Below are 23,783 nucleotides of genomic sequence, written 5' to 3' on the forward strand. Positions count from 1 at the left end.
CTCTTCTTTTGGAATAGATACCGTGCCCTTTTCAATGTATTTGTATCAATTAAAAGCACTGGCTTAAATCATGAACCCGAGGTTTCGTTCCTCAAAGTTAACCAGATTTGGGAAAACCGCATCTAAGGCATAATCTTCAATGCCAAACCACGTCGCTAATGTTGCCCCAACTTGATCAGATGAAATTGATGGGATCATTCGGCCACGCTCATCAATCGAAAATTCGCCCAAATGATTCAGATCTTCAATGTTTCCAAAGTAGCGACCACCATCAACTGCCCCTCCAATAATCAATTCATGGCCTGCCCAACCGTGTCCCGTTCCCTCTCCATTACTTAATAAAGTACGACCAAAATCTGACATGGTGAAGGTTGTCACGTTGGGGCTGTTATTCATCTCAGCTTGAAACGCTACGATGGCTTCAGCTAACTGCTCATACAACTTAGTCTGACTCGCGAGCTGATTTTTATGTGTATCAAACCCACCAAGCGTGACATAAAATATTTGTCGAGATTGCTGCTCATTCACCGCTAGCGACGCATTATTCTTAATTACTTTCGCCACCAATTCTAAGTCCTCGCCAATTGAGCTCGTGCCAAAGTCGTTCGTAATAGGAGTCTCCAGAATGGTTTTCATCCCTTCATCAACACTTAGCATCTCGCCTTTTATTACGTTGATCTGCTGACGAAAGAGATCAAACCTCGTCGCTGCAATGTCCTGCTTTACTGCGTCCTCGACAGTAGGTCGACTCTCAAATTCTTTCAGCCCTGATTTATTGGTGATGATGGCGGGCTGAAACTGAGTCCCGACTAAGAAATTAGAGGTCCCTTGAATGTTATAACTGGGTGGTAAGCCATTGACCTGTTCGTTAAGAGCGACCATCAACCGGCCTCCCCACCCTGTTGTTAGTTCACCATCCACTTGCCCTCTTCGCTTAGCGTGTTGCATGTCTGAATGTGATCCACGGCGCGGGATACTAGGTACAACCCCTAATTCAAAATCACTTTTTGACCCCGGTTGAATCAAGTTGCCTGAATTTAAAATGACCGTTCCATTTTTGCCTAGAAACAGGTCTTTCAAAGGTGTTAACGCTGGGTGCATCATTAAATCCAAGTCACCACTTAGCCCAGTGTGCACCATCTCCTCCAGGTTTAAGGCAATTTTGCCTTTCGCGGCTTTGTACTGGGTATAGAGTGATTCTTTAGCCGGTACGAACATGTTATGGGAGTCATTTCCCCCCGCTAAAAAAATGCACACCAATGCTTTATTGTCCCCCAAAGAAGCCATTGCATGATTATTTAGCATGACACCTGGTGATAGCGCGACCATCGACATACTTGTCAGAGTATTCTTTAAAAAGGCTCTACGTTTCATACTATTACTCCTGTACTAAGTATTCTGCTGAAGTAACCGTCATCCATACGGCACCTTTACATCGATTACGAGATTGATGGGGACCTATACTCTCGCTAAAGCTAAAAATCGCTTTCTCTAAGTCTGGATTGATGGGGGCATTGAGGAAGGTCCTTTCTAAATAGACGATGAGATCTTCATACTTACCTCGGCTACCAACGGAATAACATGGCTCAATATCCACCTTATTGCTTTCTCCTGCGGTAGGTTGGTCATAGCTTCCGTTCGTTTTAATGATATCGTACAGAACATTTCCAATGTCCTTAAAGCTCGCTGAGTTTAAGATGGTGAATTCAGGAGCAACAAGGTCGGCATCCGAAATATCTCCAGCAGGCGCATCTGATGATTGATAGAAATTAAAGACCGAGGGAGCACCTAAGGGAATCTGTCCAATGATCTTGGTGTCTAAGTCCTTAAAGTATCCTCTAGACTCTCCGCGCATTCCCATGGCCCTTGCTACGTTGGCAACAGCAAGAATCGGCTCTTTCGCTTTATAAGCCTCCCCATTTCTTGCTTCTTCATCAGCAAGGATAGCCTTCACTACTTGCGCAAGATCGCCTCGTTCTCCCCTTCCGTTATTTCGGAACACATTGGCAACTCTGTGAGTATATTCTTGCGAGGGGTTAGATTTAACAAGCCTTTGAATGAGATGATAGCTCACAAAGGTTGGGGTATTAGGATGATAGAACAAAACATTAACTGCCTGTTCTAAATCCTGTTCAGCCGTGGCTCCCTCAGTGAAGACAAAATCCATAACAACCTTAGACTGGGTATCATGTTTATCGCCATAGGCCACCATTAATGTCGATTGCTCACCATCAGAGACATCATCCCAATTGCCATTATTCACTAGGTGCCACCCAGTTAAGACTCGCGATAACTCATCAACATCTTGCTCGGTGTACGTTGGGTAAGGCTGACCATGAGCATCTAAGAAAGGACTCCCGTCAGCCCGAAGTTGATCTAAACCAATCGTAAACAGCTGCATGATCTCTCGTGGAAAGTTATCATTTGGGCTCACTTCGTTGATGTCATCTGAACGCTGACTGCCTAAATGCGTCAAGTAATACCCCATAGCAGGGTGACGAGAAACATCGAGCAACAGATCACGATAATTTCCCAAAGCATGCTCAACGAGCAGATCATAGTAGCTTGCTAACAGATCTGGATGCTGCGATAAAATGGCGTCTTTTTCAGAGACAACCAACAATTGACTCAATGCAAAAGCAACCCTTTGTCGCAACTGATCATCAGCCGTTAAACTAATTTCCCACCAGGCTCGATACCGAGACTCTTCGGTATTGTCATCAAATTCTGCGGCGTAATCACTGTAACGTGGTAAATGATAGCTGGCAGGGTAAGCAAGTTGCTCTTCAAACCAAGAATGAAAGCCCAAACTCAGCAAACCTTTGGGGCTATAAATCGGATCGCTATTATCACGGTTATGTTTTGGCCCAAAAGTGGATTGCACTAAAAATCGTGCCGCGTCACTTTCATCCGTAAATACAACGTCAGGAATACTCGGCGCTGGTATTTGCCTGTCTATTCTGGGCCTAACAATGTTCTCAGTTTCAGTTTCTGACGGTTCTATAATCCAGGTAAATGGCCCATATGTGCTGGTTTCTACGCCATCGGTAACTGTAAAAGTAACATCAGGGTAAAACCCTTCTGAACCTGAAGGCGGCTGTCTGTCTACCCATGGCTTGGCCCAAAAAATACCATTGCCGTTAACGTGAATGAAATCCGGTAAGTTTTCCGTTGTCCACGTTAATTGGCCATCGCCACTGTATTCATGGGGAATTGTCCAACGATACTTTTCACCAACCACACCCCGTGGAGGGGAGCTGTCAGGGTCGATCAATAATTGGGCGAAGAGTGAAGAAAATGGGGTAAAAGCAAGGCTCAAACACAAGGATGGGGCAATCCATTTATTCATAGAATCTCCTATTACTATTAACTTATGCGCTCTGTTTTATAGTAGTAAGAAGACGCCCAGTTCCTGTGGGACATTAATTACGTTTTCTTCGAACTAAAAGACTCATGCAGGAAAAATGAAAATGAGTGTAAAAGAGTTCGTACCAACCCATGGATATCACATGTGAGATCTCACAATTAAATAAATAACACATTAGATATTGAAAGAGATGTATTCATCTACTAGCTCGCGTAAACCCTGACGTAAACATCAGCTAGCCAAAGCCTAAAAATCCATCACTTTTATCCATGCTAAAAAAACCAGCAACAAGGCTGGTTTCTTTTTTTTAAGGCACTGATGGGGGCCTCTAAATACTGATGGGTTTCTCTGAATTAAGAAGCCACTTATTCACGCAAGCAATTAGGGGCTTTAGAGTACAGTTTACCAGCCAAGCCATGAAAGCTCGGCATAATACCGTAAATAGCGGCAATGAATAGCGTTGAACCTACCAAATCAATAGGGCGGTGCATGCCGATCCAAAGTCGGCTGTACATGACAATCGCGGCCCAACCTAATATGGCAACAGCCCATGAATAGCGTTTATTCTGCCAGAATAAACCGCCAAAGAAGGCAACACATATTGCGGCAAAAATGGTATGGCCGGAAGGGAACGAATAGTCTTTCTCTCCCTGCCAATGACGTGTACGCCATTGGCTTACCTCAGAAGAGATAGTATCAATAATCTGTGCTTGCTGATCGGTATCTAAATTATAAAAGTGCTCTGGCTCTGGAATCAGTAAATCTTTAGCAAGAAGTTCGGTATAGGGACGAGGGCTCTCAGTCACTACTTTCAAACTTGTCTTACTAATAAATCCAACAACAAGAAGAACCGCTAGGACAATCATGTGGGCAAAAAGGGTCTTTCTAGGTAGCTTTAAAAACAAAGTCACCACACACAGAATTGCTAGTGTGATTAAAAAACCACGACTTCCTGCCGAGTCAGTCACCAAAGCTATAAAGCCGCCAAAAGCTGTCCCTACTTCCGACTTATAATCCATATTCATTGTTAATAGTGTTACAGGAATGATCATAAGTAACATCAGCGCAAGCTGGAGCAAACCACTAAACTTGTTATTAAATAGTCTATTCACAGTTATTTCTTATCGACAGCCTCAAAAGGAGGCCATTCTAGCCGATGATTTGCAAGAAAAGTATCAGCTCGATGTCAGGTTGAGGAAAAATCATTCGATTCCATTACTTAGTTAACATCAAGAAACAATAAAGTCATTTGGGCATCTAGTTAGGTCGCTCTACAGTGCAACTTTGTCACAACTTGACATCGTGAACTATAGTAATTGAGCCAACATAAAAAGGAGAAAGGCTATGAGTCAGGCGGCACTAATTTCAAGGCTGAATGAATTGCCTAGGATTTCGGCAGTATTACAAGAACTACTCGACTTGGTGAATCAAGACGATGTCGATTTTGGAGAATTATCGAAAAAAATATCCATTGACCAAGTTCTCAGTGCTCGACTACTTCGAATGGCAAACTCGGCTCACTTTGGGGGGAGCAAAACGGTTTCTTCAGTCAATGAAGCACTGCTTCGAGTCGGTACAGGTGCAGTAAGAACACTTGTTGTTGCGTCTGTTTTATCGAGTGCATTCCCAAGTATCCCAACGCTTGATATGGATATGTACTGGACGAATACCTTTGAGGTTTCCGTTATCTCGAGCAAACTCGCATCGGAATCTGGCTTGGATGGTAACGAGGTATTTACCGCTGGTGTGCTGCATAACATCGGAGAGCTTATGATTCACACTTTGGCCCCTGAAGAAGCACTTGAAATTCAGAAGTTAGTTGAAAATGGCGCAAACCCCATTGCCGCTCAAGAAAAAGTATTGGATGTATCAGCGCCCTCTCTCGGAGCTCACTTGGCGAAAACGTGGAAATTCCCAGATCACATGGTGGATGCAATTGAGCATTATCATGAGCCTCGAGAAGCTGAAATATCACCTAAATTGGCGGTGTTACTGCACTTTGCCCACTCTATAAACGATGACTGGGATGACCTTCAAGATGAGCAGCAGAAAGTCCTCTATTTAGCTGAGCATCCAGATGCAAGGCTGTTATCAATCTCTTCAAACTTTTCTTCCACCATTGATAAGTTCCGTGGCAATGGACGTGACTTAGCGACTCAACTAACCGCGGCTTAATCAACTTTCATAGCGAAAATACACTCTATGGTTAGACAAAGAAAAGCTCACATAACATCGTCTATGTGAGCTTTTTTCATCTCTAAGGTGTAATTATTAATTGTGCTTACTGAAGTGACACTTTCCCCTCACTGCGCCAACGGAAACTTGGTTGTTTCACGACTAAATAGACAGCAATGGCGGCAAACGCGAAACCTACTCCTCCTAACCAATCAAACGATTCTCCAAACATGAGCCACGCTTGAATAGCGGTTGTCGGTGGAACGAGATAGAAAACAGACGCCACACTCGACGACGCTCCGTGCTCCACCATATACAGCAATAACAATACCGCAACACAAGAAAGCACACCCACCAGCCACACAAGGGTAAAGATAAACTCAGGTGTCCAGTTCACTTGCATAGTCTCAAACATAAAGGCACTAGGCATAAATAACATCGCGGCTGCCAAATATTGAACCATGGCACTTCCTATCATGTCTGCGCCTTTACAAAATCGCTTCTGATAGAGTGTACCCAAGGTAATGCCAAACAAAGAGGAAATACAGATCGCCACAGCTTGCCATTGATGCGCTTTAGACTGCCACTCTATGTTGCCCCCCAGCACCAATGCGATACCGATGAAACCAAGCCCCAGTCCTAGCCACTGTGATGCTTTGAACTTCTCATTGGCCCATACAATCAGCAACACAGCGGTCAAAATCGGCTGAATACCGACTAACAATGAGCTGAGCGCGGCTGGCATTCCAAGCGATATCGCCCAGTATGTACCACCAAGGTAAAATCCATGGATTAATACACCGACCACGCCGCTATGAAATAACATTCGGCCACGAGGAATTGAACGTTTTAAAAGTACTATCAGGAGCATGAACAACGCGACATTACCGATCATTCGAATAGAGAGTAGCGTTGCGGGTTCTGCATATTGAAGGCCGTAACGCGCACCAACAAAACCAGATGCCCACAGCACCACAAAAACAAACGGGATCATTCGAATCAACATAAGTACCCTCCTCTTCCATAAACGGTACTATTTCAATACCAGTACTATTCCATTAACAATGCTGTTACTTTAGTTGGGTACAGAAATTCAAAAAAGGCACACATATAACTATTTTAATGGGTACAGAATGGACGTAATCAATAAGTATGACCAAGTAGAGCAGCATCTCAGACAAGCCATTAACGCTGGGGTGTATCAGGCCAACGATAAACTGCCTTCCATTCGCCAACTGAGTACAGATTTAAAAGTGAGCAAGAATACCGTTATTCGTGCATATCAAGAGTTAGAAGCGGTAGGGGTAATCTATTCCGTGGCGAAATCAGGCTACAGAGTGAAGTCAAGCGAAGCCTCATCTAATCAGAACGGTTCGACTTATCATCCACCAAGTAAGGTAGACCTGCTTTCTATTTGTAAATCAATTCTCACTTATTCCAATGAAACCGAGTTGCTTCCAACTGGTTCGGCGCACCCAAATATAAACTTTCCAGCAATCAAAAGCCTGTACGCTGAGATTGGCCGTCATGCTCGCATGCAAAGCCAGTTGCCAAGTCACTATCAGGTTCCCCCTGGGAATAATTCTCTGATAAAGCAGCTGCTGAAAATCAGCCACGACCTAGGTGTGCCTGCACAATACAAAGACATCGCTGTTACCCATGGCGCTCAACAAGCGATAAGCCTGGCGCTTCGAGCGTTGACAGAGAAAGGGGATATCGTTGCCGTTGAGTCTCCATGCTACTTTGGTAACTTGCTATTAATGGAATCACTCGGGCTAAAAGTGATAGAAATCCCTAGCAGTGTCACTACAGGATTAAACCCAGATGCATTAGCCGAAGCCATTGAACTGTGGAACATCAAAGCCATCATTGTTACTCCAAACTTCGCTAATCCGACAGGTTCACAAATGCCGTTGGATAAGCGTCATGCGCTGCTCAACGTTTCAAAAGAGATCCCTATTATTGAAGACGATGTATTCGGGGCTTTAAGCTTCGATGAAAGCCTGCCAAGTCTTAAGTCTCTGGATACCCAAGATCGTGTAATCTACGTAAACTCCCTGTCTAAAACCCTCGACTCTCGGCTTCGCATTGGCTGGATATTGTCAGGCCGCTATCAGGCGAAAATAGAGAAGTTTCTCATCAGTGACAACATGGGTAGCCTTAACCTGATGCAGTCTGCAGTAGCGGAGTTTTTGACAACAGGTAAGTACCGTTCACACACCAATAAAATGCGCCGTTTGTATCAATCCAATGGGAAAAAGTTATATCAATGGCTCACCTCAGCTCTGGATCAATACTCCTCCTTGAAAGGACATTACCACCTCACCCAATCCAATGGTTCATTCATTATGTGGCTAACCCTTCCTGAATATATCGACACGCATGAGATTCACTTAGAGTGTAAACAGGACAAGATCAGTGTTTATCCAGGTTTAGCGTTCGGCACCAACAATCGATATTCACATTGCTTACGATTAACTTACGCTAATTTCGAGGGCAGAGAATCAGAGCAATATGGCGTTGAACGACTAGCTCAAATCATTGCCAGCCACATAAAGTAGGTGTTAGCGGTGGGGCTTGAAGAAAGAGAGTGATGAAAAAGCAAACCAACAGAGCTTGTCTATACTTAAAACAGTTTCTAAGGTGAGAAAGGATTGGTTTATGAACCGCTTACTGTTGCTATTCTTATTGGTTTCTTCATCGGCTTTCGCGGCAGAATCAGGTTCTCTACCGCTAAAGTGTCAGTTACTTGATACCAGTGATCATTTCTGGTTTTACAACGAACAGATCGTTTACAAAAGTGACCAGTTTGCCGTATTTCAAAACTTCAAAGGTCGAGTTGTGACTCAGATTGACCTGAAAACCAATGAGCTGATACGTACGACCTACATTGGCGACCCCTTTGATCCTGAATATCAGATCTTGCTAGGAAAGTGTGACGATGCCTTACACGTGCTCGATATGTGGGCAATGAATCAATTACCCCTCGACAACTAGTCTCTCCTTTCTGATTCAACAACTTAATTAATGCGTCATTTAGGTGAAATATAAAAGACTTATTTTATTTAAATATTTCAGACTAGGTACTAAATGATGCTCAACACGACTAAAACTGTATTCATAGGGGGCTTTTTCCTGATTGCTCCAACCGCTTTCGCCTCTAATATTGCCCAAGGCGATGTCATTCAAGTCCAGCTCAATGAAGTTATCCCTACTCAACCATCGGTAGGTTATGATCAAGTGTTCTATAAATTAGGACGCTTTGAGCAAGACAAGAAGAAACTGTTCGATGAGATCTGCGAAGCAAATGGTCAACGCGGTTTAGCCTCTTTTGATAAAGAGACATCCAACGCTCATGACGCGTCAAGTTTTGTGTGTAAAGAAACGGTTGGTGAGCGTAAAAAAGACATGAAAACCATCGTCATAGCCCCTAACGGCGATTACTACCTGACCGACGGACACCATACATTTAATGTGTTCTGGACCATGGAAGAAGGCGGTGAAGACTTCCCTGTTCATGTCGTCGTCGAAAAGGATTACCGTAACCTTAACAACATGGCGGCATTCTGGGATGCCATGATTGAAGACGGTAATACCTGGCTATTTAATAGCGAAGGCAAGCAGATTACGCCTGCTCATTTACCGATGTCTTTAGGACTTAAAAACTTTGAAAATGACCAATATCGTTCATTGATGTACTTCTCTCGTGACGTCGGTTGGAACAAGCCTAAACAGCCAGTTCCGTTCCTTGAGTTCTATTGGTCAAAAGAAGTGCGCCAAGCCATCAATCTTAATAATTATGACCTTACCTCTAAGCCTGGTTACAGCAAAGCCATCACTGATGTGAGTCAGTTCCTGCTTTCTTTAGAATCCGATAACGTTGGTGGCTCTGACAAGTCAGCCAAAGAGATGGGGCAATTCGACGCATTCAATCAAAAAGGCTTAGACAAGTTATTACGTGAAGGGAAAGGCAAGGTAAGCTATTCACTGCAATACAAAGTCGCTCAAACCCAATAGATTGAGTGGCTTATAAAATACATCCCTGAAAAGCTGATGAGTCGCTCATCAGCTTTTTTATTGGATCTTATTTCAGTATTCAACGAATCAAAAATAAAACCAGTACACCTAATGTAAAAGTGCTGTTATGATTATTTTAATAGTCGGGGAGCCAATGCAGTTATCTGTGTTTGCTGAGATCGAGATTCGAGACCCGTTGAACCTGATTCAGTTTGTACTGACGTAGGGAACTATAAGCACTTGATCTGCATAGTACTTCAAGGGGGTCTCACTCTCATCAAATCAGTACTTCGCTTTCATCGATCTGTGCCTATTCTCCTGCGTCTTTTAGATAGTAGGAGCGACCATGACACAGCTTACCAATACGCAAGCATCTTCAAATACTCAATTTTCATCCGAAGCCGTAACGCCCAACACGCCAATTGTTTTAACCATTGCGGGCTCTGATAGCGGTGGTGGTGCCGGCATTCAGGCCGACATTAAAGCGATGTCTGCTACGGGTAGCTTCGCCTGCTCTGTCATCACTGCCATCACATCGCAAAACACGCAAGGCGTTTCCGCCATATTCCCGATTCCTTTAGACCATGTTGCTAGCCAGCTTGATGCGGTCTTCACCGACTTAAACATCGTTGCAGTAAAAGTAGGGATGTTAGCGGATTCCGAAATCATCAAAGTGGTTGCTGAAAAAATCAGACAATACCAACCTCAGCATTTAGTCATCGACCCTGTCATGGTCGCCACTAGCGGTGATTTACTGCTAGAAGATTCAGCAATCAGCACACTAAAACGAGAGCTGATCCCACTGGCCGATATTATTACACCTAACTTACCTGAGGGCGCGGCATTAACCGGTAAGTCAGTGCCTGAAAGCGAAACAGAGATGCAAGACATGATTGATGACCTACGAGCGCTCGATGCGAAAGCCGTCCTGTTAAAAGGTGGTCACTTAGAGAAAGATGAGAACAGTAACGATCTACTCATTCTGCCGCAAAGTTCTGCGCTCATCAGTGCAAAACGCTTTCCAACCAAAAACACTCATGGCACGGGCTGTACGCTCTCTTCTGCTATTGCCTCTTTTCTTGCACAAGGGAACACACTTGAACAAGCCGTTCACTTGGGTAAGCAGTACATTACTCACGCCATTGCACACGCTGATGAGCTGCAAGTTGGGCAAGGCCACGGCCCAGTAAACCACTTTTATGCTGGGCATGCTGATGTTAGCTAGTTCAACCGACAGCAATACGGTTACTGCCAAACCCGGTGTCGGGGTTGAGTTAAATAGCGCCAGTTTACGCTACCTCGACAGTGCAAAGGCGACACTCTCAGGGTTAGACCTAACATTCGTTGCCGCTAAATGGACAGTACTCCTCGGCCGAAGTGGTTGTGGTAAAACCACCGTTTTACGTTACCTTGCGGGCCTGCTTGATGATAGAGTGGAATGGCAAGGATCGTTAGTGACATCGGACAACAAGCCGTTACATGATCGAATCGCTTACATGGCGCAGCAAGACTTACTGTTGCCTTGGTTATCGGTTCTCGACAACGTGTGTTTAAGTCATCGTTTTTCTTCAGATGCAGAGCAAGCGATAGAGCAAGTTCGAACTAAAGCCGAGAAACTGTTAAACGACGTGGGCCTCGCGGATTATGCCGACGCTAAGCCAGACCAACTCTCTGGCGGCATGCGACAGCGTGTTGCGCTAGCTAGAACGTTAATGCAAGACAAGCCTGTAGTGTTGATGGATGAACCATTCTCAGCGCTCGATGCTGTTACAAGGCATAAGCTGCAAACTCTAGCCTGTCAGCTATTACAAGGTAAAACAATCGTGCTTATCACGCACGACCCGCAAGAAGCGGTTCGCTTGGCTGACAACCTCTACGTTTTACAAGGTACGCCAGCCAGTGCTCGCGCTTTACCCGTACCGTCCACCAGCACGCCAAGAGTGTTAGATGGTGAGTGCGCCATACTTCAGCAGGCGATTTTAAACCAATTGGAACAAGACTATGAGTGATCTATCGAACCCTCAATTAGCTTCGAATCAAAGGTTAAGCCAAGCTGAAAATGCAAGCTCAGAGAATAGGATCGGGAACGAAAGCAACGGCAAAGAACGCGTGACTCATCCCGCTCTGCGGCTCACTATCAGTGCCGCGTTCATTCTTGGTTTATGGCAACTGGTTGTCGTTGTGTTTGACATGCCGAGCTTCATCCTGCCCGCGCCAATGGAAGTGTTCCAAAAGCTAATTGAACGCCACGACGTTTTGATGAAACACACATGGGTAACGGCGCAAGAGATCCTACTCGGCTTACTACTTGGGCTTTCAATGGGGCTGTTTTTCGCCCTGCAGATGTTGATGTTTGAACCATTGAAACGCTGGTTACTGCCTATCTTAATTGCTAGCCAAGCGATACCTGTATTTGCCATTGCGCCAGTATTAATGCTTTGGCTTGGCTATGGCATTGCCTCAAAAGTGGTAATGGCCGCGATCATTATCTTCTTCCCTGTCACCACCTGTTGTTACGACGGTCTACGTAATACGCCAACGGGATACCTCGACTTGGCAAAAACCATGGGGGCATCGAAGTGGCAGCTATTGCGTCATATTCAGCTTCCTGCTGCCTTGCCTACGCTAGCTTCAGGTATACGTGTCGCCGTAGTGATTGCGCCAATTGGGGCGGTTGTCGGCGAATGGGTTGGGTCTAGCGAAGGCTTGGGCTATTTAATGTTGCAAGCCAACGCCCGAATGATCATTGATGAAATGTTCGCGGCACTATTTATCTTAGCCGTGCTCTCGATTTCACTTTATTTCATTACCGACAAATTACTTAAGAAAGCCATTCCATGGGAGAACAAGTAACACGTTTTCCCTCATAAATTAGCTGAGGCTATTCCCCTATAAACAGAGATCACTTCAGCTTTGCTCAGCAAGACTAAAAATAAAATCATTCAAAAGGACAGAATCACAGTGAAAAACACAAAAATACTCAGTGCCGTTGCACTACTTGCTTCTCTAACTTCAGGCCACGTTTTAGCCGCAGAGAAGAAAATGACATTAATGCTCGATTGGTTTGTTAACCCAAACCACGGACCAATCGTGATCGCCCATGAGCGTGGATATTTCAAAGAACAAGGCATTGAAATTGAGATTCAAGAGCCTGCCGATCCAAGCACACCAGCAAAGCTCGTGGCTGCTGGCCGCGTTGATCTAGCAGTATCTTACCAACCAAGCTTGACCATTGACGTAGCAGCTGGTCTGCCTTTGGTTCGCGCATCAACGCTGATTGCGACACCACTTAACACCCTGATGGTGCTAGATAACGGCAAGAACGATTCATTAGCGGATCTAAAAGGCAAGAAAATCGGCATCGCTATCGCGGGTAACGAAGAAGCTACCATCGGCACCATGCTAGCGCAAGAAAACGTGGCATTTGAAGACGTTCAAACCATCAATGTGGGTTGGGCACTTTCCTCTTCTTTAGCTTCTGGAAAAGTCGATGCAATCTGGGGTGGTCTGCGTAACTTTGAAACCAACCAGCTCGCTCTCGAAGGCTTTAAAGCAAAAGCATTCTTCCCAGAAGAGCACGGTGTTCCCGCTTACGATGAGTTAGTCTTTGTTGCTAACGCCAACAATCACGATGTCGACGCAATCAAAGCGTTCAACAAGGCGCTTGAGCAAGCCACAACTTACATCGTTAACCACCCTGAAGCATCATGGAAAGAGTTTGTAGCGTATTCACCAGATACTCTAAACAACGAGCTCAATGAGCGTGCTTGGAACGATACCCTAACTCGTTTTGCACTTCGTCCATCGGCTGTCGATCTTAAACGTTATGACGATTACGCCGAGTTCATGTTCAACAAAGGCATTATCAAGTCTTTGCCACAAGCAGAAAGCTACGTACCTGCCTTTAACTAGAGCAGGCTCAAATCAATTAAGGAAAAAACATGAAATACCAAGATTTGATTAAGGCTTGCGAGCAAGATTGGCAAGACTACACAGAGCATGCTTTTGTTAAGCAGCTAGCCCAAGGCACATTAACTCAACCGTGTTTTCTTCATTACCTGAAGCAAGATTTCTTGTTCTTAAAACAGTATGCACGCGCTTACGCCTTAGCGATTTACAAGGCAAAAACACTGGCGGATATGCGCCGAGCTTTGCCTAGCGTTCATGCTCTACTCGACTCTGAAATCTCCCACCACGTAACCTACTGTGGTCAATGGGGTTTAACTGAATCTGATCTAGAGAATGAGCCTGAAGACTTTGGTACGGTGGCGTACACCCGCTACGTGCTCGACGCAGGAATGACCGGTGATTTGGTTGACCTGTATGCAGCGCTCGCACCTTGCTCTATCGGCTATGCCGTGATTGGTAAAGCGCTGGGGGAGAGTGAATCAACTGTATTGGAAGGTAACCCGTACGCAAGTTGGATTAACCTCTACGGTGGTGAAGAGTTTCAATCAGGTGTAGCAACAGGCGCTGAGTACTTTAACCAGCTGTTGGCTGAGATTGACATTAACAGCGAACGTGGCCAAAACCTTATCCATATATTTAAAACCGCAACACGTATGGAAGTGGCATTTTGGCAGCAAGGACTAAACGCCGACGAGACGTTGATAGCTAAATAAACACGCTCTTCACATCCTCATAAAAATCAAAACGACCAGCAATTACTTATATTGGCTGGTCGTTTTTATTCCACCGATACTTTATGAATCACATGACTCTCACAACCATTGAAACGGGTAAAGCGAGACAACTCAACGTCTAGATCATCCCAAAATGCATCTGTAGATTTTGAAGCTACATCAACAAACAGGTGAATGACGTTCAATACACCTAACTTCTTATCTACCTTACAATCAGCTCTCCCGACAAGTTCCCCACCCCACAAAATAGGCAGGCAAAAGTACCCATACTGACGCTTCTTCTCCGGCACGTAGCACTCAAGAAGGTAGTCATAATCGAAAATAGATTTCGCTCTTTTTCGTTGAATCAGCAAATTATCAAACGGAGACAGGATCTTGGCGCGCTTTCGGTTTACTCGTTTATCAAGTAACGATAATGCTTCTCGGCTAACGTAGTATGGTGAATTGGCAATCGTCACCTTAGTTACCTCATCTTCTTCCACCAATTCGTTCAGTGCTTGAGTTGCTTGCGTTTTCATGCCTTTTAGCAAGTACGACATTTCTGAGAGATTACCAAAGCCGTGAGACTTCAAGTAACGCATCACCCGAAAGCGCCCATGCTCATAATCACTTGGTAAGGAGATATCGATATCGCTTGGCAAAACACGTTCAGTTAAGTCATAGACTTTATGAAAATTTCGCCGCTCGGAGATCATCAGATCCCCTTGCATGAACAGACACTCCAATGCCTGTTTCGTTGGCTTGCTTCCCCACCCTTGGCTTTTTCGATTCTCTGAAACGAAATCCTTCGCCATTAATGGCCCTTCCTGCTCGATCCGTTTTAGAACGTTAGACATCAGCTCTTTGTCGTGGCGGTACCAATGCGTTTGTTCACCAGTTTTGAACGCCATCTTACGAGGGAGGCTAAAGCGGTATTCCGGCATTGGAAGATAGGCCGCTGCGTGAGCCCAATATTCAAAGACCCGTTTGCTCGAGACGAGTTGATCAAGATGTTTGGTTTGATAATTGGGATTACGGCTCCACAGTGTATGGTGATGCGCTCTTTGTACCACCGAGATGGTATCGATCTGCACGTAACCCAACCGCTCAAACACACGAAGAGTAGTCGAATCACTTTTTGTCTTAGAGGATTTTTCTGGTAGCCCTTGCGAAAGCAGAGCGAGTTTTCGCGCTTGAGGTATTGAGAGTGATTCCATTGTGTTGACGCCTTTGACAGTCCACTTTGTTCAGAAATGAGTACGCTATTTTCAAAGTTAAGGCGCGGGAGGAATGGCGCCGCTCTCTTTTGAATGCCTCATTACCACTAAGGTCTTGAAGTTCTTAACGCTATCATCTTTGTGCAAGACACGTTGTGTAAACTCATCAAACCCTTCCATGTCGGTCGCGATCACTTGCAAAATCAGATCATAATCGCCCGTCACGTACCACGAATCTAAAACTTCAGATTGCTTATTCATGCGTGCCAAAAACTGATTCACGATCGAGCTGTGGTCACGTTCAAGTGTGACTAGCACCATCATACTCAGAGGCCAGCCCATGCTTTTGGGTTTGACTATCGCCACTTCACGTTCAATTACACCGCTACTACGAAGCTGTCGAACGCGTCGATAACACGCGGGTTCTGACAAACCGATCGTATCGGCAATCTCGCCCATTGACGCTTTAGTATTGATCTGTAACTGCTCCAAAATCTTAAGGTCGATGGTATCCATAAATTCAAGGCCTTATTTGTTCAGATATCGATAATTTTTATCATTTAATCGCTAATTATGAGCATATAAAACCCAGCGTAATGATAAATTTTCTCAACCATAACAATAAATCAACCAAATAAAAGTGACATAGATGAAATATCGTTTATTCAATAACGGAACAGCAATAGCCGTACTCGCGGTCATTGCCGCTATCATGTCTATAACCGCGGGTGCCGCGCTTGCAAAATCCATTTTCTCATCACTAAACCCAGAGAGTGTCACCGTACTCAGGCTCTCTGTCTCTGCGCTAATATTGTTGTTTGTGTTAAAAGCCTGGAAAGCACAGTTACGAAAGAACAATCTCATCTCCATTATCCTTTACGGTGCGACCATCGCAGGAATGAACCTATTCTTTTACATGTCGATAAAATTGATTCCCATTGGCGTGGCACTCGGATTTGAGCTCACAGGGCCTTTGTTAGTCTCTGCTCTGTTCTCAAAAAATCGTTTGGATTTAATCTGGGTATTGCTCGCGGCGGGGGGAATTTATCTGCTTATTCCGAGTGCCAACAGTGCAACAACCCTTGACCCTACTGGCATTGTCTACGCATTGATCGCAGGCATTTTCTGGGGCGCGTACATCATCACAGGGAAAAAGGCAGGCAACCAACACGGGCCAAAGGCACCCGCGCTTGGGCTTATCGTCTCGTCTATTTTTATGGTACCTGTTGGCATTCAACACCTCTCTTTTGTAGCGATAAATACCGACTTAATATTGATCATTGTTGCCGTCGCTCTGTTATCTAGCGCGGTGCCTTTAATGCTTGAAATGGTCGCTTTAAGAACGTTGCCTACCAAGACCTATGGCGTATTAACCAGTGGCGAACCCGTGATGGGGGCCATTGTGAGCTTTATCATCTTAGGTGAGCAACTATCAAACAATCAGATACTCGGCATCGTCACCATTATGATCGCTTCAATCGGTGTTGTACTCTCACCTTCACCAAGCAACAGCGAACCAGTCAGCACATAACCTTTTTCAATCTACAAAGGGAGTGAAAGGGCAATTAAATCTGTTGAAGCACGAGTGAACGCGTTAGGCTAAAGCGACGACACCTATCGATATCTTTAGCCATTAGGGAACAAGCCAGTGCAAAATGTGCCAATTCTTTATTCATTACAAAATTGCCCTTATGCCATGCGTGGACGTATCGCACTGTTTAAAAGCCAGCAGCGTGTTCTTATTCGAGCCGTGAAACTCAATAATAAACCGGAAGAAATGTTGTTAGCGTCACCAAAAGGCAGCGTTCCCGTATTGGTGGTGCAAGACACTATCGATAGTGAAAAACGTATGGTGATTGAGGAGAGCCTAGAGGTAATGTTGTGGGCACTCTCTGAGAGCGATCCTGACGACCTATTGGACTCTGAAAATCCACAAAGCCTAGCGACGATGATTCATCTTATTGCCGAATTTGAGCAAGAGTTTATTCCCGCATTCAACGCCTATAGCTGCGCTAAGCGTTACCATGAAGACAACGTGGTCGAGTGCCGCGAAAATTGTGAAACCCACATTCAAGAGTTAGAACGCAGACTAAACCAACACCAATATCTATTTTCAGATAAAGAGAGCCTCCTCGATATTGCGTTAATGCCCTTTATTCGTAAGTTCGCTCGCATTGAAAGGCAGTGGTATCTGCAAAGCCCTTATCCAAAATTACGTCAATGGTTAGACAGCTATTTACAAAGTGCGATGTTCTCTAAGGTGATGGAAAAGCATGAGTTATGGCTAGAGGGCCGAAAAGATATCTACTTTGGTCAGAGGGCTCAACCATAAGTTAACCACGCGTTAAATAAGTTAAATATTTATCAGAATTATCAGATGGTACGTGTTACAAAATCCTCACTGATTTTTGTGAGTTCGAGTCCATTTATATGCACTTAGTGATACAAAATAACCTATGTCACATGAGTTATGTTTACTACACTTAAATAACATAATGATCATTATCACAAAACAGATGAGACGTCGTTTCTAGCTTACTGCTAAGACGGTTTAAAGAATAATGACATTATTGAATAAGTTGCTCTAAGGATTGACACTTTATTTCACTTGTTAAGGAATAACACATGAAAAAGATATTAATCGCACTACTTACTATTGGGTTTTTAGGTGGTTGTACATCAGCCTCTTACACCAATGTCGATCACGATAATGCGATGGACACTAATCAGAATACATTATTCCCCGATAGCCCAGTGACGGATCAGATGACGCTGATACAGACTTTCTTTTAATCACTGATTGCCCGGTAATTCGTTAAACTCCCCCTAAACGTGTTATCGGGCATATTCCAATCCTTTTAGTCTAGTGCTTCAATCATTTCTCTTATCTTTACCGCTTTCTCAAAGTGGTCCAAACGATGGGTTTGAATCCACCACGTCGCCGCTTCCATCAATAATTCTGGATCATCATTTTTGTTAGCAAAAAATGCATAGAATGAAACGCCGACACCTTCACCCTTTTGTGCAATTTTCTTGGTACAGACCTGAATGATTTTTTCTCGTAATAACTGCCGCATGCAATCCCTTATTTGACCTCGGTTGAAAGACTATACTACACACTCAAGAAAGATTAATGGCCGTTTTTTGAATCACTACTGAGAATCGTGGTTTCAAATAAACGGTCAAAGAATTAACGATATCCACTATTTCTTGAATCCCCCATCACTAGCCTAATTCACAAAGAGATGTCTGTTCCAACAAACATTCAGCTATGATTGGGGAGCGTTAGTTTTTACCTGCAATTGTCAATTGGGTGTCATACCTCTTTTACAATAACGGCCACTCTCTTAATGGTTTATTTGGTATTTCTTAAAATGTTGAAAAGTAACTGGCTACTATTGTCTTTGTTAGCAACCCCAGTCATGGCTGCCCCCCTCAATGTAATGCTTTATCATCACATTGCCGATGATACGCCCCATGTTACTTCAACGACCGTTTCGGATTTTGTCGCTCAGCTCGATCACTTCGAGGAACAGGGTTATGAAATCGTTAAACTTGAAGAGGCCGTTCAACAATTTCGACAAGGTAAAACGCTCGATGAAAAGAGCTTAGCATTGACCTTTGATGACGGCTTTGCTTCGGTATGTGACACGGCCTATCCCGAACTCAAAAAGCGAAATCTCCCGTTTACCGTGTTTGTGACGACAGACCCTATCGATAAAGGCTACTCAAGCTACTGCACGTGGGAACAACTTAAAGAAATGGCCGATAACGGCGTGACGATAGCGAACCATACTCTTGACCACACACACTTAGTCAATAACGCATTTAATGATGAGAATTGGTTTGAGGCTGCAACAGGCAACATTGAATCAGCCCAAAACAGAATCATCGACGAGATTGGGTATGCTCCAATGATCTTTGCTTACCCATATGGGGAGTACAACAATGACCTAAAAACTTGGTTAGATGAGCGAGGATATACGTCGTTTGGCCAACAATCTGGATCCATTGGTGTAAGCAGTGATTGGCAGGCACTACCACGCTTTAACGCAGCGGGTAATTACGCAAGTATTGAGTCGCTACGCCATAAGATCACAGCTTCCCCACTACCGCTCAATTATGCGGTTTTAGCGGATCCATTAACCACTGACAGTCAACCAACGCTAACCGTTGAGCTTCTACCATCACGAGAAGCGTATTACCCGCATCTACAGTGTTTTTTGAATGGACAACCTACTGTGATTGATTGGCACTCTGAAACGGGGTTTAGCGTCACTCCATCCAATGGACTCAGTAATGGCCGTCACAGAGTTAACTGTACCGCCCCTCACAGAGATGGATCGCCGTTTTTCTGGATGTCACAGCAATGGCTGGTTGTGCCTAACAAATAGTGAGAAAACAAAGTCACTTAAAAGACTTTGGGCTCGCAGCATTCGTTGTGAGCCTTTTTATATCGAATAACCTTGATTCTCATTTAGAACTCTTCACACTCTAAGCTAACGAGCTCTTGTTCGCCCTTATTTACCACTAAGTTAGCGGTTCTTTCAGATACCCAACCACCCAGTACATATTCTGATCTTGTCGTACGCGAATTAATCACATATGAATAATCACCATTTAAAAAGGTTATAACCCTCTCTCCTCCCCCGCTAAAGGAGTAGTATTCAATGGTATCTTTCGATTCAATTTCCAACTCAATCTTCGACTGAGTACCAAACCGATAAAACTGCCTTTCTCCTAGAGAACAAACAGAAACTTGTTTATTGGAAAATTGGCACGAGAACTCATCAATCTCGGTCTCAAAGCACAAGTTACTCGCTATTGAATGACCACTGCAAAATAAAGCCCAAACAAGCCATGTTTTAACAAATTTCATAGTTAATATTTTCATAGTGGTAAAAGTCAAGCAATTAGGAAACTAAAATTCCAGAATATAAAAAGTAGCGACCAACTAATGTAGCTACTTTAATTTAACTCATGGCTAGAAATTAGAATGAATATTTTATACCAATATTCGCTGAGGCTGTATTGTACCCCGCAATGTTATGAATTTCATACGTAGTCTGAAGTGCAACATGTTCAGTAAAATCATAGCCTAGACCGAAGCCTAGTAGAGAAGCCGTATCGCTTGCCGTCGTTAATGACGCTGGCATTGGATATGTAGAAGTAAGATCAGCTTCAACCTTGTGGAAGCCTAACTTAGCCATTACATGGAAACTATCACCAAGATAAATTTTCGGCAATACGTTAACGCCATAAGAAGACATGGACACTTTAAGGCTGTCAGATAAAATCGTTTCGGTAGTAGAGCCTAAATTTTTATATTCTACCTCTGCAGCTAATACAAAAAAACTGCCCATTGGGAAATCATACCCAGCGGCCAATGCATAGCCATTTTCAACATCATTTGATGCTGCAACGATTGAATCTTGATACATCATTGAATAAGCACCGCTCACATATGCCCCTTCTTTAGCAGCGACACTCGTTGACATAGACGCAACAATCATTGATAAAGCTAATACAGTTTTTTTCATTTCTCATTCTCTGTTATTTGTTTTATATATTTAATCTTCAAGCAATAAATCATCGGTTAATCATTCAGGCTAAAAAGAATATAAATACAAGCTAAGTTAATCGTGGATAACGAGAAAATAATATCATTGCTTATTAGATTTGTTTGTAAGCTCGCGTAAGAGCACGTAAGCGTAACCAGGCTATTTAACTCTGATTACCTTACAAATACACAGATAGGCAATAATATTGAATGGAATAGAAATATATAAGCTACGTTTAGATGCTGAAGACGTCATTTAATGTAAAAAATAATGACGCCAGTGAAGTTACGACTTTGTTAGCGCCGCTTCTTTCGCGCACTCTTTGATACAGCTTAGTAACCAGCTGTGCAAAGGGTGTTTACGCGTTTTGTTCGAGATCACGGCGGCAAACTCCCCATTCGGTATCTCTAATTTATCGCTAATACGCCACATCTTATATTCATCTGAAATGTTGTTCGCTAAACGTTCAGAGCATGGGAACACAATATCGGTATTGTTTATCGCGTCTAAAATGATGTTTAGATGCGCACTTCTCAGTTGGATCTTGGGGGTGATACCAAACGCTTTCAGTCCTTCTGCGGTTCGATTCTGATGTTCATTCCAATTTGGGATCAACTGCGATGCGACAGGGTAACTGATAAAATCCTCAGGCTCGATATTCGGTGACGATAGTGGGTGCTCTTTACGGCCGATCACTACAAAACTATCCATTCCAAGCTTTGCCTGTACTAGCTGTTTAGAAAGGTCCAGTGGGAAATAATTAACACCGATATGGATATGCCCATCCATATCGGCAGCAGGCGTTGAAGCCTCCCAGTTGGTGAGATGGAGCTCAATATTAGGGGCTTGTTTTACAATACGGGTGATGATCTCGGGTGCTAGCCATTGCGCTATAAACCCATTCAAAGCAATCGTGACTTTACCGTGATAAGCACTTGGGTCAAACACTTCCCCACCATTCACCGCATCGTAAAGCAGATCCATCGCCATAGGCAGACGCCCGGCTATTTCTTCCGCTTTAGCCGTGGGTTCTAGCCCGTGTGAGGTGCGGATAAACAACTCGTCATCAAAGTAGTCTCGTAAACGACTCAAGGATCGACTGACCGCAGGTTGGCTTAGGTGAAGGACTTCCGCCGCTTTCTTGGTATTTTTTTGTTCTAGAAGAGCACGCAAAACTTTCAGTAGATTCAGATCAAGCTGTTTCATGCGGGTAACCATGGAGAGGAGGATTGTAGGTAATATATCAGAACTCGGAGTTAGAAAAGTAGGGATAGAACTGGAATAGCAGGGAGAATGGCAAGGATAGCAAAGCTGCCGATGATCAATGCTGCTGCGGTTGTCTTTTTCATAAAATGTCCTCCGATTTAACGTAGGTACATTTTAATTTTCCTAACTCGGTTAATATAATGAGTTGTTGATATTCGAGTTATATCAATAACGCATTTCTTAAATCGTCAGTGATATTACTTTTTGCTATAACACCTTTATCAACGATTCATTATTTTAAACTTCTCTCGCCATATAAAGTGTTCTCAGTCCAATACATTTGCCAGTAGGCATCCACTGATAACGGGTAACACTATGAACGTTCAAACTCTTGCTCTAGCACTTTCAACCTTAATGACGAGCTCTGTCATCGCGCAGAATATCTCTGACCCAACGGTTCCTGAACTCCACACTTATAAGGCCTTTCATCACGCTGAATATATGAAACAAACAGCCGCTCAAGCTGGCGGAACCAATGTCCTGCTTCATACTCTCGCCTTACCAACTGAAGGGACAGACCCAGTCGTTACACCAGCATTAGACCACTTATATACCAAAGCGATAGTTGATCTCACCAATGGCCCTGTTGTACTTGAGATGCCAAAGGTAAGCAGTGATCGTTACTTCTCAATGCATATTACCGATCAAGAGCACTACACCATTTTTGATGAAATCCGGCCGGAAGGTCGATACGTGTTCGTAAGACATGATTACAAAGGTGAAGTCCCAGAAGGAAAAGTGATCGAAAGTCGTGGCGACTACCCTCACATTTTCATTCGTACTCAAGTAAAAACAATTGAAGATCTTAAAAATACGAAAGCGATTCAGCAAAGAATAAAACTAACAGGAAGTAAGGGCGAGCTGAACTTTGATGACGCGATTCAGTTCACTTTGGATACGCACGATACATATCCGCAAAACGGAACCTTACTAGAAGACGCAGTCGGCTATAACAGCGATGACCATAAAGCGATGTTTCAATGGGCGGGGCAATATTTTGCTCAAAACATCATCGACAATACGGGCATGTTTGGTCCAATTGACAGTGAAGAGTTTGGTGCTCAAGACCCTCGAAATCGCGCTGTGGCGATTGTTGGTCACTTAGGATTGCCAGTTGAACACGCCTACTATACGGGCATCTTTAACCAGTGTGATGGCGAGCGTTTAAATGGCGATAAACCTTATGTGGTGACTATGCCTTATGCGAATAATCTTTCAGAGTTTTGGTCAATTACACGTTATAGCGCGTTAACACGTAACACCTTACCAAACGCACAAGATGTGTATAACGCCTACAACACCAAGCCGAATAAAGACGGTAATATCCAAATTACGTTTAGCGTCGAAAATCCTAACGATGACACTTACTGGATGCCAGTAAACGCAGGTGAACCGTATTACTATGTTGAGCGCTTCTACGGGCCTCAAGTGGGCAAGGTTATTACAACTCAAGATTTCTGTAACAATTGAAATTGAGTCAAAAAATGAGGCTCTTTGATAAAACTCAGGCCTCATTCTTCATTGTATTATTTGGCGCACTAACGACACTCGCCCAACG

At 43.9% G+C, this 23,783-nt stretch carries 23 protein-coding genes, 1 pseudogene and 1 riboswitch; of the genes and pseudogenes, 14 read left to right on the top strand and 10 right to left on the bottom strand.

What is annotated here, in order from left to right:
• Nucleotides 1-63: 63 nt before the first annotated feature.
• The 3 genes from KP803_RS14100 to KP803_RS14110 form a co-directional block, all read right to left on the bottom strand.
• Complete coding sequence (locus tag KP803_RS14100; protein ID WP_248009483.1) at nt 64-1,374, bottom strand: DUF1501 domain-containing protein; 1,311 nt, start codon at nt 1,372-1,374, stop codon at nt 64-66.
• A 4-nt stretch (nt 1,375-1,378) separates the two neighbouring features.
• Complete coding sequence (locus KP803_RS14105; protein WP_248009484.1) at nt 1,379-3,349, bottom strand: DUF1800 domain-containing protein; 1,971 nt, start codon at nt 3,347-3,349, stop codon at nt 1,379-1,381.
• Between the two features lie 383 nt (nt 3,350-3,732).
• Entirely contained in the window at nt 3,733-4,428 is a 696-nt protein-coding gene (locus tag KP803_RS14110) for a phosphatase PAP2 family protein (RefSeq protein WP_282437293.1), read from the bottom strand.
• Between the two features lie 283 nt (nt 4,429-4,711).
• Between KP803_RS14110 and KP803_RS14115 the strand changes: the two genes are divergently transcribed.
• Complete coding sequence (locus KP803_RS14115) at nt 4,712-5,542, top strand: HDOD domain-containing protein (RefSeq protein WP_248009486.1); 831 nt, start codon at nt 4,712-4,714, stop codon at nt 5,540-5,542.
• A 106-nt stretch (nt 5,543-5,648) separates the two neighbouring features.
• On the opposite strand, the gene KP803_RS14120 is transcribed toward KP803_RS14115, so the two are convergent.
• The gene (locus tag KP803_RS14120) at nt 5,649-6,548 is read right to left on the bottom strand and encodes a DMT family transporter (protein WP_248009487.1); all 900 of its coding nucleotides are present in this window, start codon (nt 6,546-6,548) and stop codon (nt 5,649-5,651) included.
• A 127-nt stretch (nt 6,549-6,675) separates the two neighbouring features.
• Between KP803_RS14120 and KP803_RS14125 the strand changes: the two genes are divergently transcribed.
• From KP803_RS14125 to tenA, 8 genes and pseudogenes are all read left to right on the top strand, one after another.
• Entirely contained in the window at nt 6,676-8,103 is a 1,428-nt protein-coding gene (locus KP803_RS14125; RefSeq protein WP_248009488.1) for an aminotransferase-like domain-containing protein, read from the top strand.
• A gap of 100 nt (nt 8,104-8,203) precedes the next feature.
• A complete protein-coding gene (locus KP803_RS14130) occupies nt 8,204-8,539 on the top strand; it encodes a hypothetical protein (protein ID WP_248009489.1) in 336 nt (111 codons plus the stop codon).
• Nucleotides 8,540-8,635: 96 nt separating this feature from the next.
• The gene (locus KP803_RS14135) at nt 8,636-9,559 is read left to right on the top strand and encodes a ParB/Srx family N-terminal domain-containing protein (RefSeq protein WP_248009490.1); all 924 of its coding nucleotides are present in this window, start codon (nt 8,636-8,638) and stop codon (nt 9,557-9,559) included.
• Between the two features lie 134 nt (nt 9,560-9,693).
• Nucleotides 9,694-9,805, top strand: a riboswitch (TPP riboswitch).
• A gap of 100 nt (nt 9,806-9,905) precedes the next feature.
• A complete protein-coding gene (gene thiD / locus KP803_RS14140; protein WP_248009491.1) occupies nt 9,906-10,784 on the top strand; it encodes a bifunctional hydroxymethylpyrimidine kinase/phosphomethylpyrimidine kinase in 879 nt (292 codons plus the stop codon).
• Nucleotides 10,774-11,568, top strand: a complete 795-nt coding sequence (locus tag KP803_RS14145) for an ABC transporter ATP-binding protein (RefSeq protein ID WP_248009492.1) — start codon at nt 10,774-10,776, stop codon at nt 11,566-11,568. The genes thiD and KP803_RS14145 overlap by 11 nt, the downstream gene beginning before the upstream one ends.
• Nucleotides 11,569-11,677: 109 nt before the next feature.
• Nucleotides 11,678-12,412, top strand: a pseudogene (locus tag KP803_RS14150) (ABC transporter permease); the annotation flags it as partial.
• Between the two features lie 108 nt (nt 12,413-12,520).
• Nucleotides 12,521-13,471 carry an ABC transporter substrate-binding protein gene (locus KP803_RS14155; protein ID WP_248009494.1) on the top strand — a complete coding sequence of 317 codons (951 nt, stop codon included), beginning with the start codon at nt 12,521-12,523 and terminating at the stop codon, nt 13,469-13,471.
• A 29-nt stretch (nt 13,472-13,500) separates the two neighbouring features.
• The gene (tenA, locus tag KP803_RS14160; RefSeq protein ID WP_248009495.1) at nt 13,501-14,181 is read left to right on the top strand and encodes a thiaminase II; all 681 of its coding nucleotides are present in this window, start codon (nt 13,501-13,503) and stop codon (nt 14,179-14,181) included.
• A 65-nt stretch (nt 14,182-14,246) separates the two neighbouring features.
• On the opposite strand, the gene KP803_RS14165 is transcribed toward tenA, so the two are convergent.
• Complete coding sequence (locus KP803_RS14165) at nt 14,247-15,398, bottom strand: winged helix-turn-helix domain-containing protein (RefSeq protein WP_248009496.1); 1,152 nt, start codon at nt 15,396-15,398, stop codon at nt 14,247-14,249.
• A 57-nt stretch (nt 15,399-15,455) separates the two neighbouring features.
• Entirely contained in the window at nt 15,456-15,914 is a 459-nt protein-coding gene (locus tag KP803_RS14170) for an Lrp/AsnC family transcriptional regulator (RefSeq protein ID WP_248009497.1), read from the bottom strand.
• A 133-nt stretch (nt 15,915-16,047) separates the two neighbouring features.
• On the opposite strand from KP803_RS14170, the gene KP803_RS14175 reads away from it, so the two are divergent.
• The 3 genes from KP803_RS14175 (at nt 16,048) to KP803_RS14185 (ending at nt 18,191) form a co-directional block, all read left to right on the top strand.
• Nucleotides 16,048-16,929 carry an EamA family transporter gene (locus KP803_RS14175; protein WP_248009498.1) on the top strand — a complete coding sequence of 294 codons (882 nt, stop codon included), beginning with the start codon at nt 16,048-16,050 and terminating at the stop codon, nt 16,927-16,929.
• Nucleotides 16,930-17,055: 126 nt separating this feature from the next.
• Nucleotides 17,056-17,730, top strand: coding sequence for a glutathione S-transferase (locus KP803_RS14180; protein WP_345791563.1), 675 nt, complete (start codon nt 17,056-17,058; stop codon nt 17,728-17,730).
• 293 nt (nt 17,731-18,023) lie between these two features.
• Nucleotides 18,024-18,191 carry a hypothetical protein gene (locus KP803_RS14185; protein ID WP_248009499.1) on the top strand — a complete coding sequence of 56 codons (168 nt, stop codon included), beginning with the start codon at nt 18,024-18,026 and terminating at the stop codon, nt 18,189-18,191.
• A 65-nt stretch (nt 18,192-18,256) separates the two neighbouring features.
• Here KP803_RS14185 and KP803_RS14190 read toward each other — a convergent pair whose 3' ends face one another.
• Nucleotides 18,257-18,475, bottom strand: coding sequence for a DUF6500 family protein (locus KP803_RS14190; RefSeq protein WP_248009500.1), 219 nt, complete (start codon nt 18,473-18,475; stop codon nt 18,257-18,259).
• 297 nt (nt 18,476-18,772) lie between these two features.
• On the opposite strand from KP803_RS14190, the gene KP803_RS14195 reads away from it, so the two are divergent.
• The gene (locus KP803_RS14195; RefSeq protein WP_248009501.1) at nt 18,773-19,792 is read left to right on the top strand and encodes a polysaccharide deacetylase family protein; all 1,020 of its coding nucleotides are present in this window, start codon (nt 18,773-18,775) and stop codon (nt 19,790-19,792) included.
• Nucleotides 19,793-19,875: 83 nt separating this feature from the next.
• On the opposite strand, the gene KP803_RS14200 is transcribed toward KP803_RS14195, so the two are convergent.
• The 3 genes from KP803_RS14200 to KP803_RS14210 form a co-directional block, all read right to left on the bottom strand.
• Nucleotides 19,876-20,277, bottom strand: a complete 402-nt coding sequence (locus KP803_RS14200) for a hypothetical protein (RefSeq protein ID WP_248009502.1) — start codon at nt 20,275-20,277, stop codon at nt 19,876-19,878.
• Nucleotides 20,278-20,389: 112 nt separating this feature from the next.
• Nucleotides 20,390-20,938, bottom strand: coding sequence for an outer membrane beta-barrel protein (locus tag KP803_RS14205; protein WP_248009503.1), 549 nt, complete (start codon nt 20,936-20,938; stop codon nt 20,390-20,392).
• 306 nt (nt 20,939-21,244) lie between these two features.
• Complete coding sequence (locus KP803_RS14210; protein ID WP_248009504.1) at nt 21,245-22,165, bottom strand: LysR family transcriptional regulator; 921 nt, start codon at nt 22,163-22,165, stop codon at nt 21,245-21,247.
• Between the two features lie 375 nt (nt 22,166-22,540).
• Between KP803_RS14210 and KP803_RS14215 the strand changes: the two genes are divergently transcribed.
• Complete coding sequence (locus KP803_RS14215; RefSeq protein WP_248009505.1) at nt 22,541-23,695, top strand: DUF1254 domain-containing protein; 1,155 nt, start codon at nt 22,541-22,543, stop codon at nt 23,693-23,695.
• Nucleotides 23,696-23,783: the final 88 nt, after the last annotated feature.

It is taken from the genome of Vibrio amylolyticus (assembly GCF_023145695.1).
Lineage (GTDB): Bacteria > Pseudomonadota > Gammaproteobacteria > Enterobacterales > Vibrionaceae > Vibrio > Vibrio amylolyticus.

Bases quoted from the DNA above. Each gene is read 5' to 3' on its own strand.
- KP803_RS14115 (WP_248009486.1), top strand. From the start codon at position 4,712: ATGAGTCAGGCGGCACTAATTTCAAGGCTGAATGAATTGCCTAGGATT.
- KP803_RS14110 (WP_282437293.1), bottom strand. From the start codon at position 4,428: ATGTTACTTATGATCATTCCTGTAACACTATTAACAATGAATATGGAT.
- KP803_RS14135 (WP_248009490.1), top strand. From the start codon at position 8,636: ATGCTCAACACGACTAAAACTGTATTCATAGGGGGCTTTTTCCTGATT.
- KP803_RS14130 (WP_248009489.1), top strand. From the start codon at position 8,204: ATGAACCGCTTACTGTTGCTATTCTTATTGGTTTCTTCATCGGCTTTC.
- KP803_RS14165 (WP_248009496.1), bottom strand. From the start codon at position 15,398: ATGGAATCACTCTCAATACCTCAAGCGCGAAAACTCGCTCTGCTTTCG.
- KP803_RS14210 (WP_248009504.1), bottom strand. From the start codon at position 22,165: ATGAAACAGCTTGATCTGAATCTACTGAAAGTTTTGCGTGCTCTTCTA.
- KP803_RS14215 (WP_248009505.1), top strand. From the start codon at position 22,541: ATGAACGTTCAAACTCTTGCTCTAGCACTTTCAACCTTAATGACGAGC.
- KP803_RS14100 (WP_248009483.1), bottom strand. From the start codon at position 1,374: ATGAAACGTAGAGCCTTTTTAAAGAATACTCTGACAAGTATGTCGATG.
- KP803_RS14200 (WP_248009502.1), bottom strand. From the start codon at position 20,277: ATGAAATTTGTTAAAACATGGCTTGTTTGGGCTTTATTTTGCAGTGGT.
- tenA (WP_248009495.1), top strand. From the start codon at position 13,501: ATGAAATACCAAGATTTGATTAAGGCTTGCGAGCAAGATTGGCAAGAC.
- KP803_RS14170 (WP_248009497.1), bottom strand. From the start codon at position 15,914: ATGGATACCATCGACCTTAAGATTTTGGAGCAGTTACAGATCAATACT.
- KP803_RS14175 (WP_248009498.1), top strand. From the start codon at position 16,048: ATGAAATATCGTTTATTCAATAACGGAACAGCAATAGCCGTACTCGCG.
- KP803_RS14195 (WP_248009501.1), top strand. From the start codon at position 18,773: ATGTTGAAAAGTAACTGGCTACTATTGTCTTTGTTAGCAACCCCAGTC.
- thiD (WP_248009491.1), top strand. From the start codon at position 9,906: ATGACACAGCTTACCAATACGCAAGCATCTTCAAATACTCAATTTTCA.
- KP803_RS14190 (WP_248009500.1), bottom strand. From the start codon at position 18,475: ATGCGGCAGTTATTACGAGAAAAAATCATTCAGGTCTGTACCAAGAAA.
- KP803_RS14125 (WP_248009488.1), top strand. From the start codon at position 6,676: ATGGACGTAATCAATAAGTATGACCAAGTAGAGCAGCATCTCAGACAA.
- KP803_RS14105 (WP_248009484.1), bottom strand. From the start codon at position 3,349: ATGAATAAATGGATTGCCCCATCCTTGTGTTTGAGCCTTGCTTTTACC.
- KP803_RS14205 (WP_248009503.1), bottom strand. From the start codon at position 20,938: ATGAAAAAAACTGTATTAGCTTTATCAATGATTGTTGCGTCTATGTCA.
- KP803_RS14145 (WP_248009492.1), top strand. From the start codon at position 10,774: ATGTTAGCTAGTTCAACCGACAGCAATACGGTTACTGCCAAACCCGGT.
- KP803_RS14185 (WP_248009499.1), top strand. From the start codon at position 18,024: ATGAAAAAGATATTAATCGCACTACTTACTATTGGGTTTTTAGGTGGT.
- KP803_RS14120 (WP_248009487.1), bottom strand. From the start codon at position 6,548: ATGTTGATTCGAATGATCCCGTTTGTTTTTGTGGTGCTGTGGGCATCT.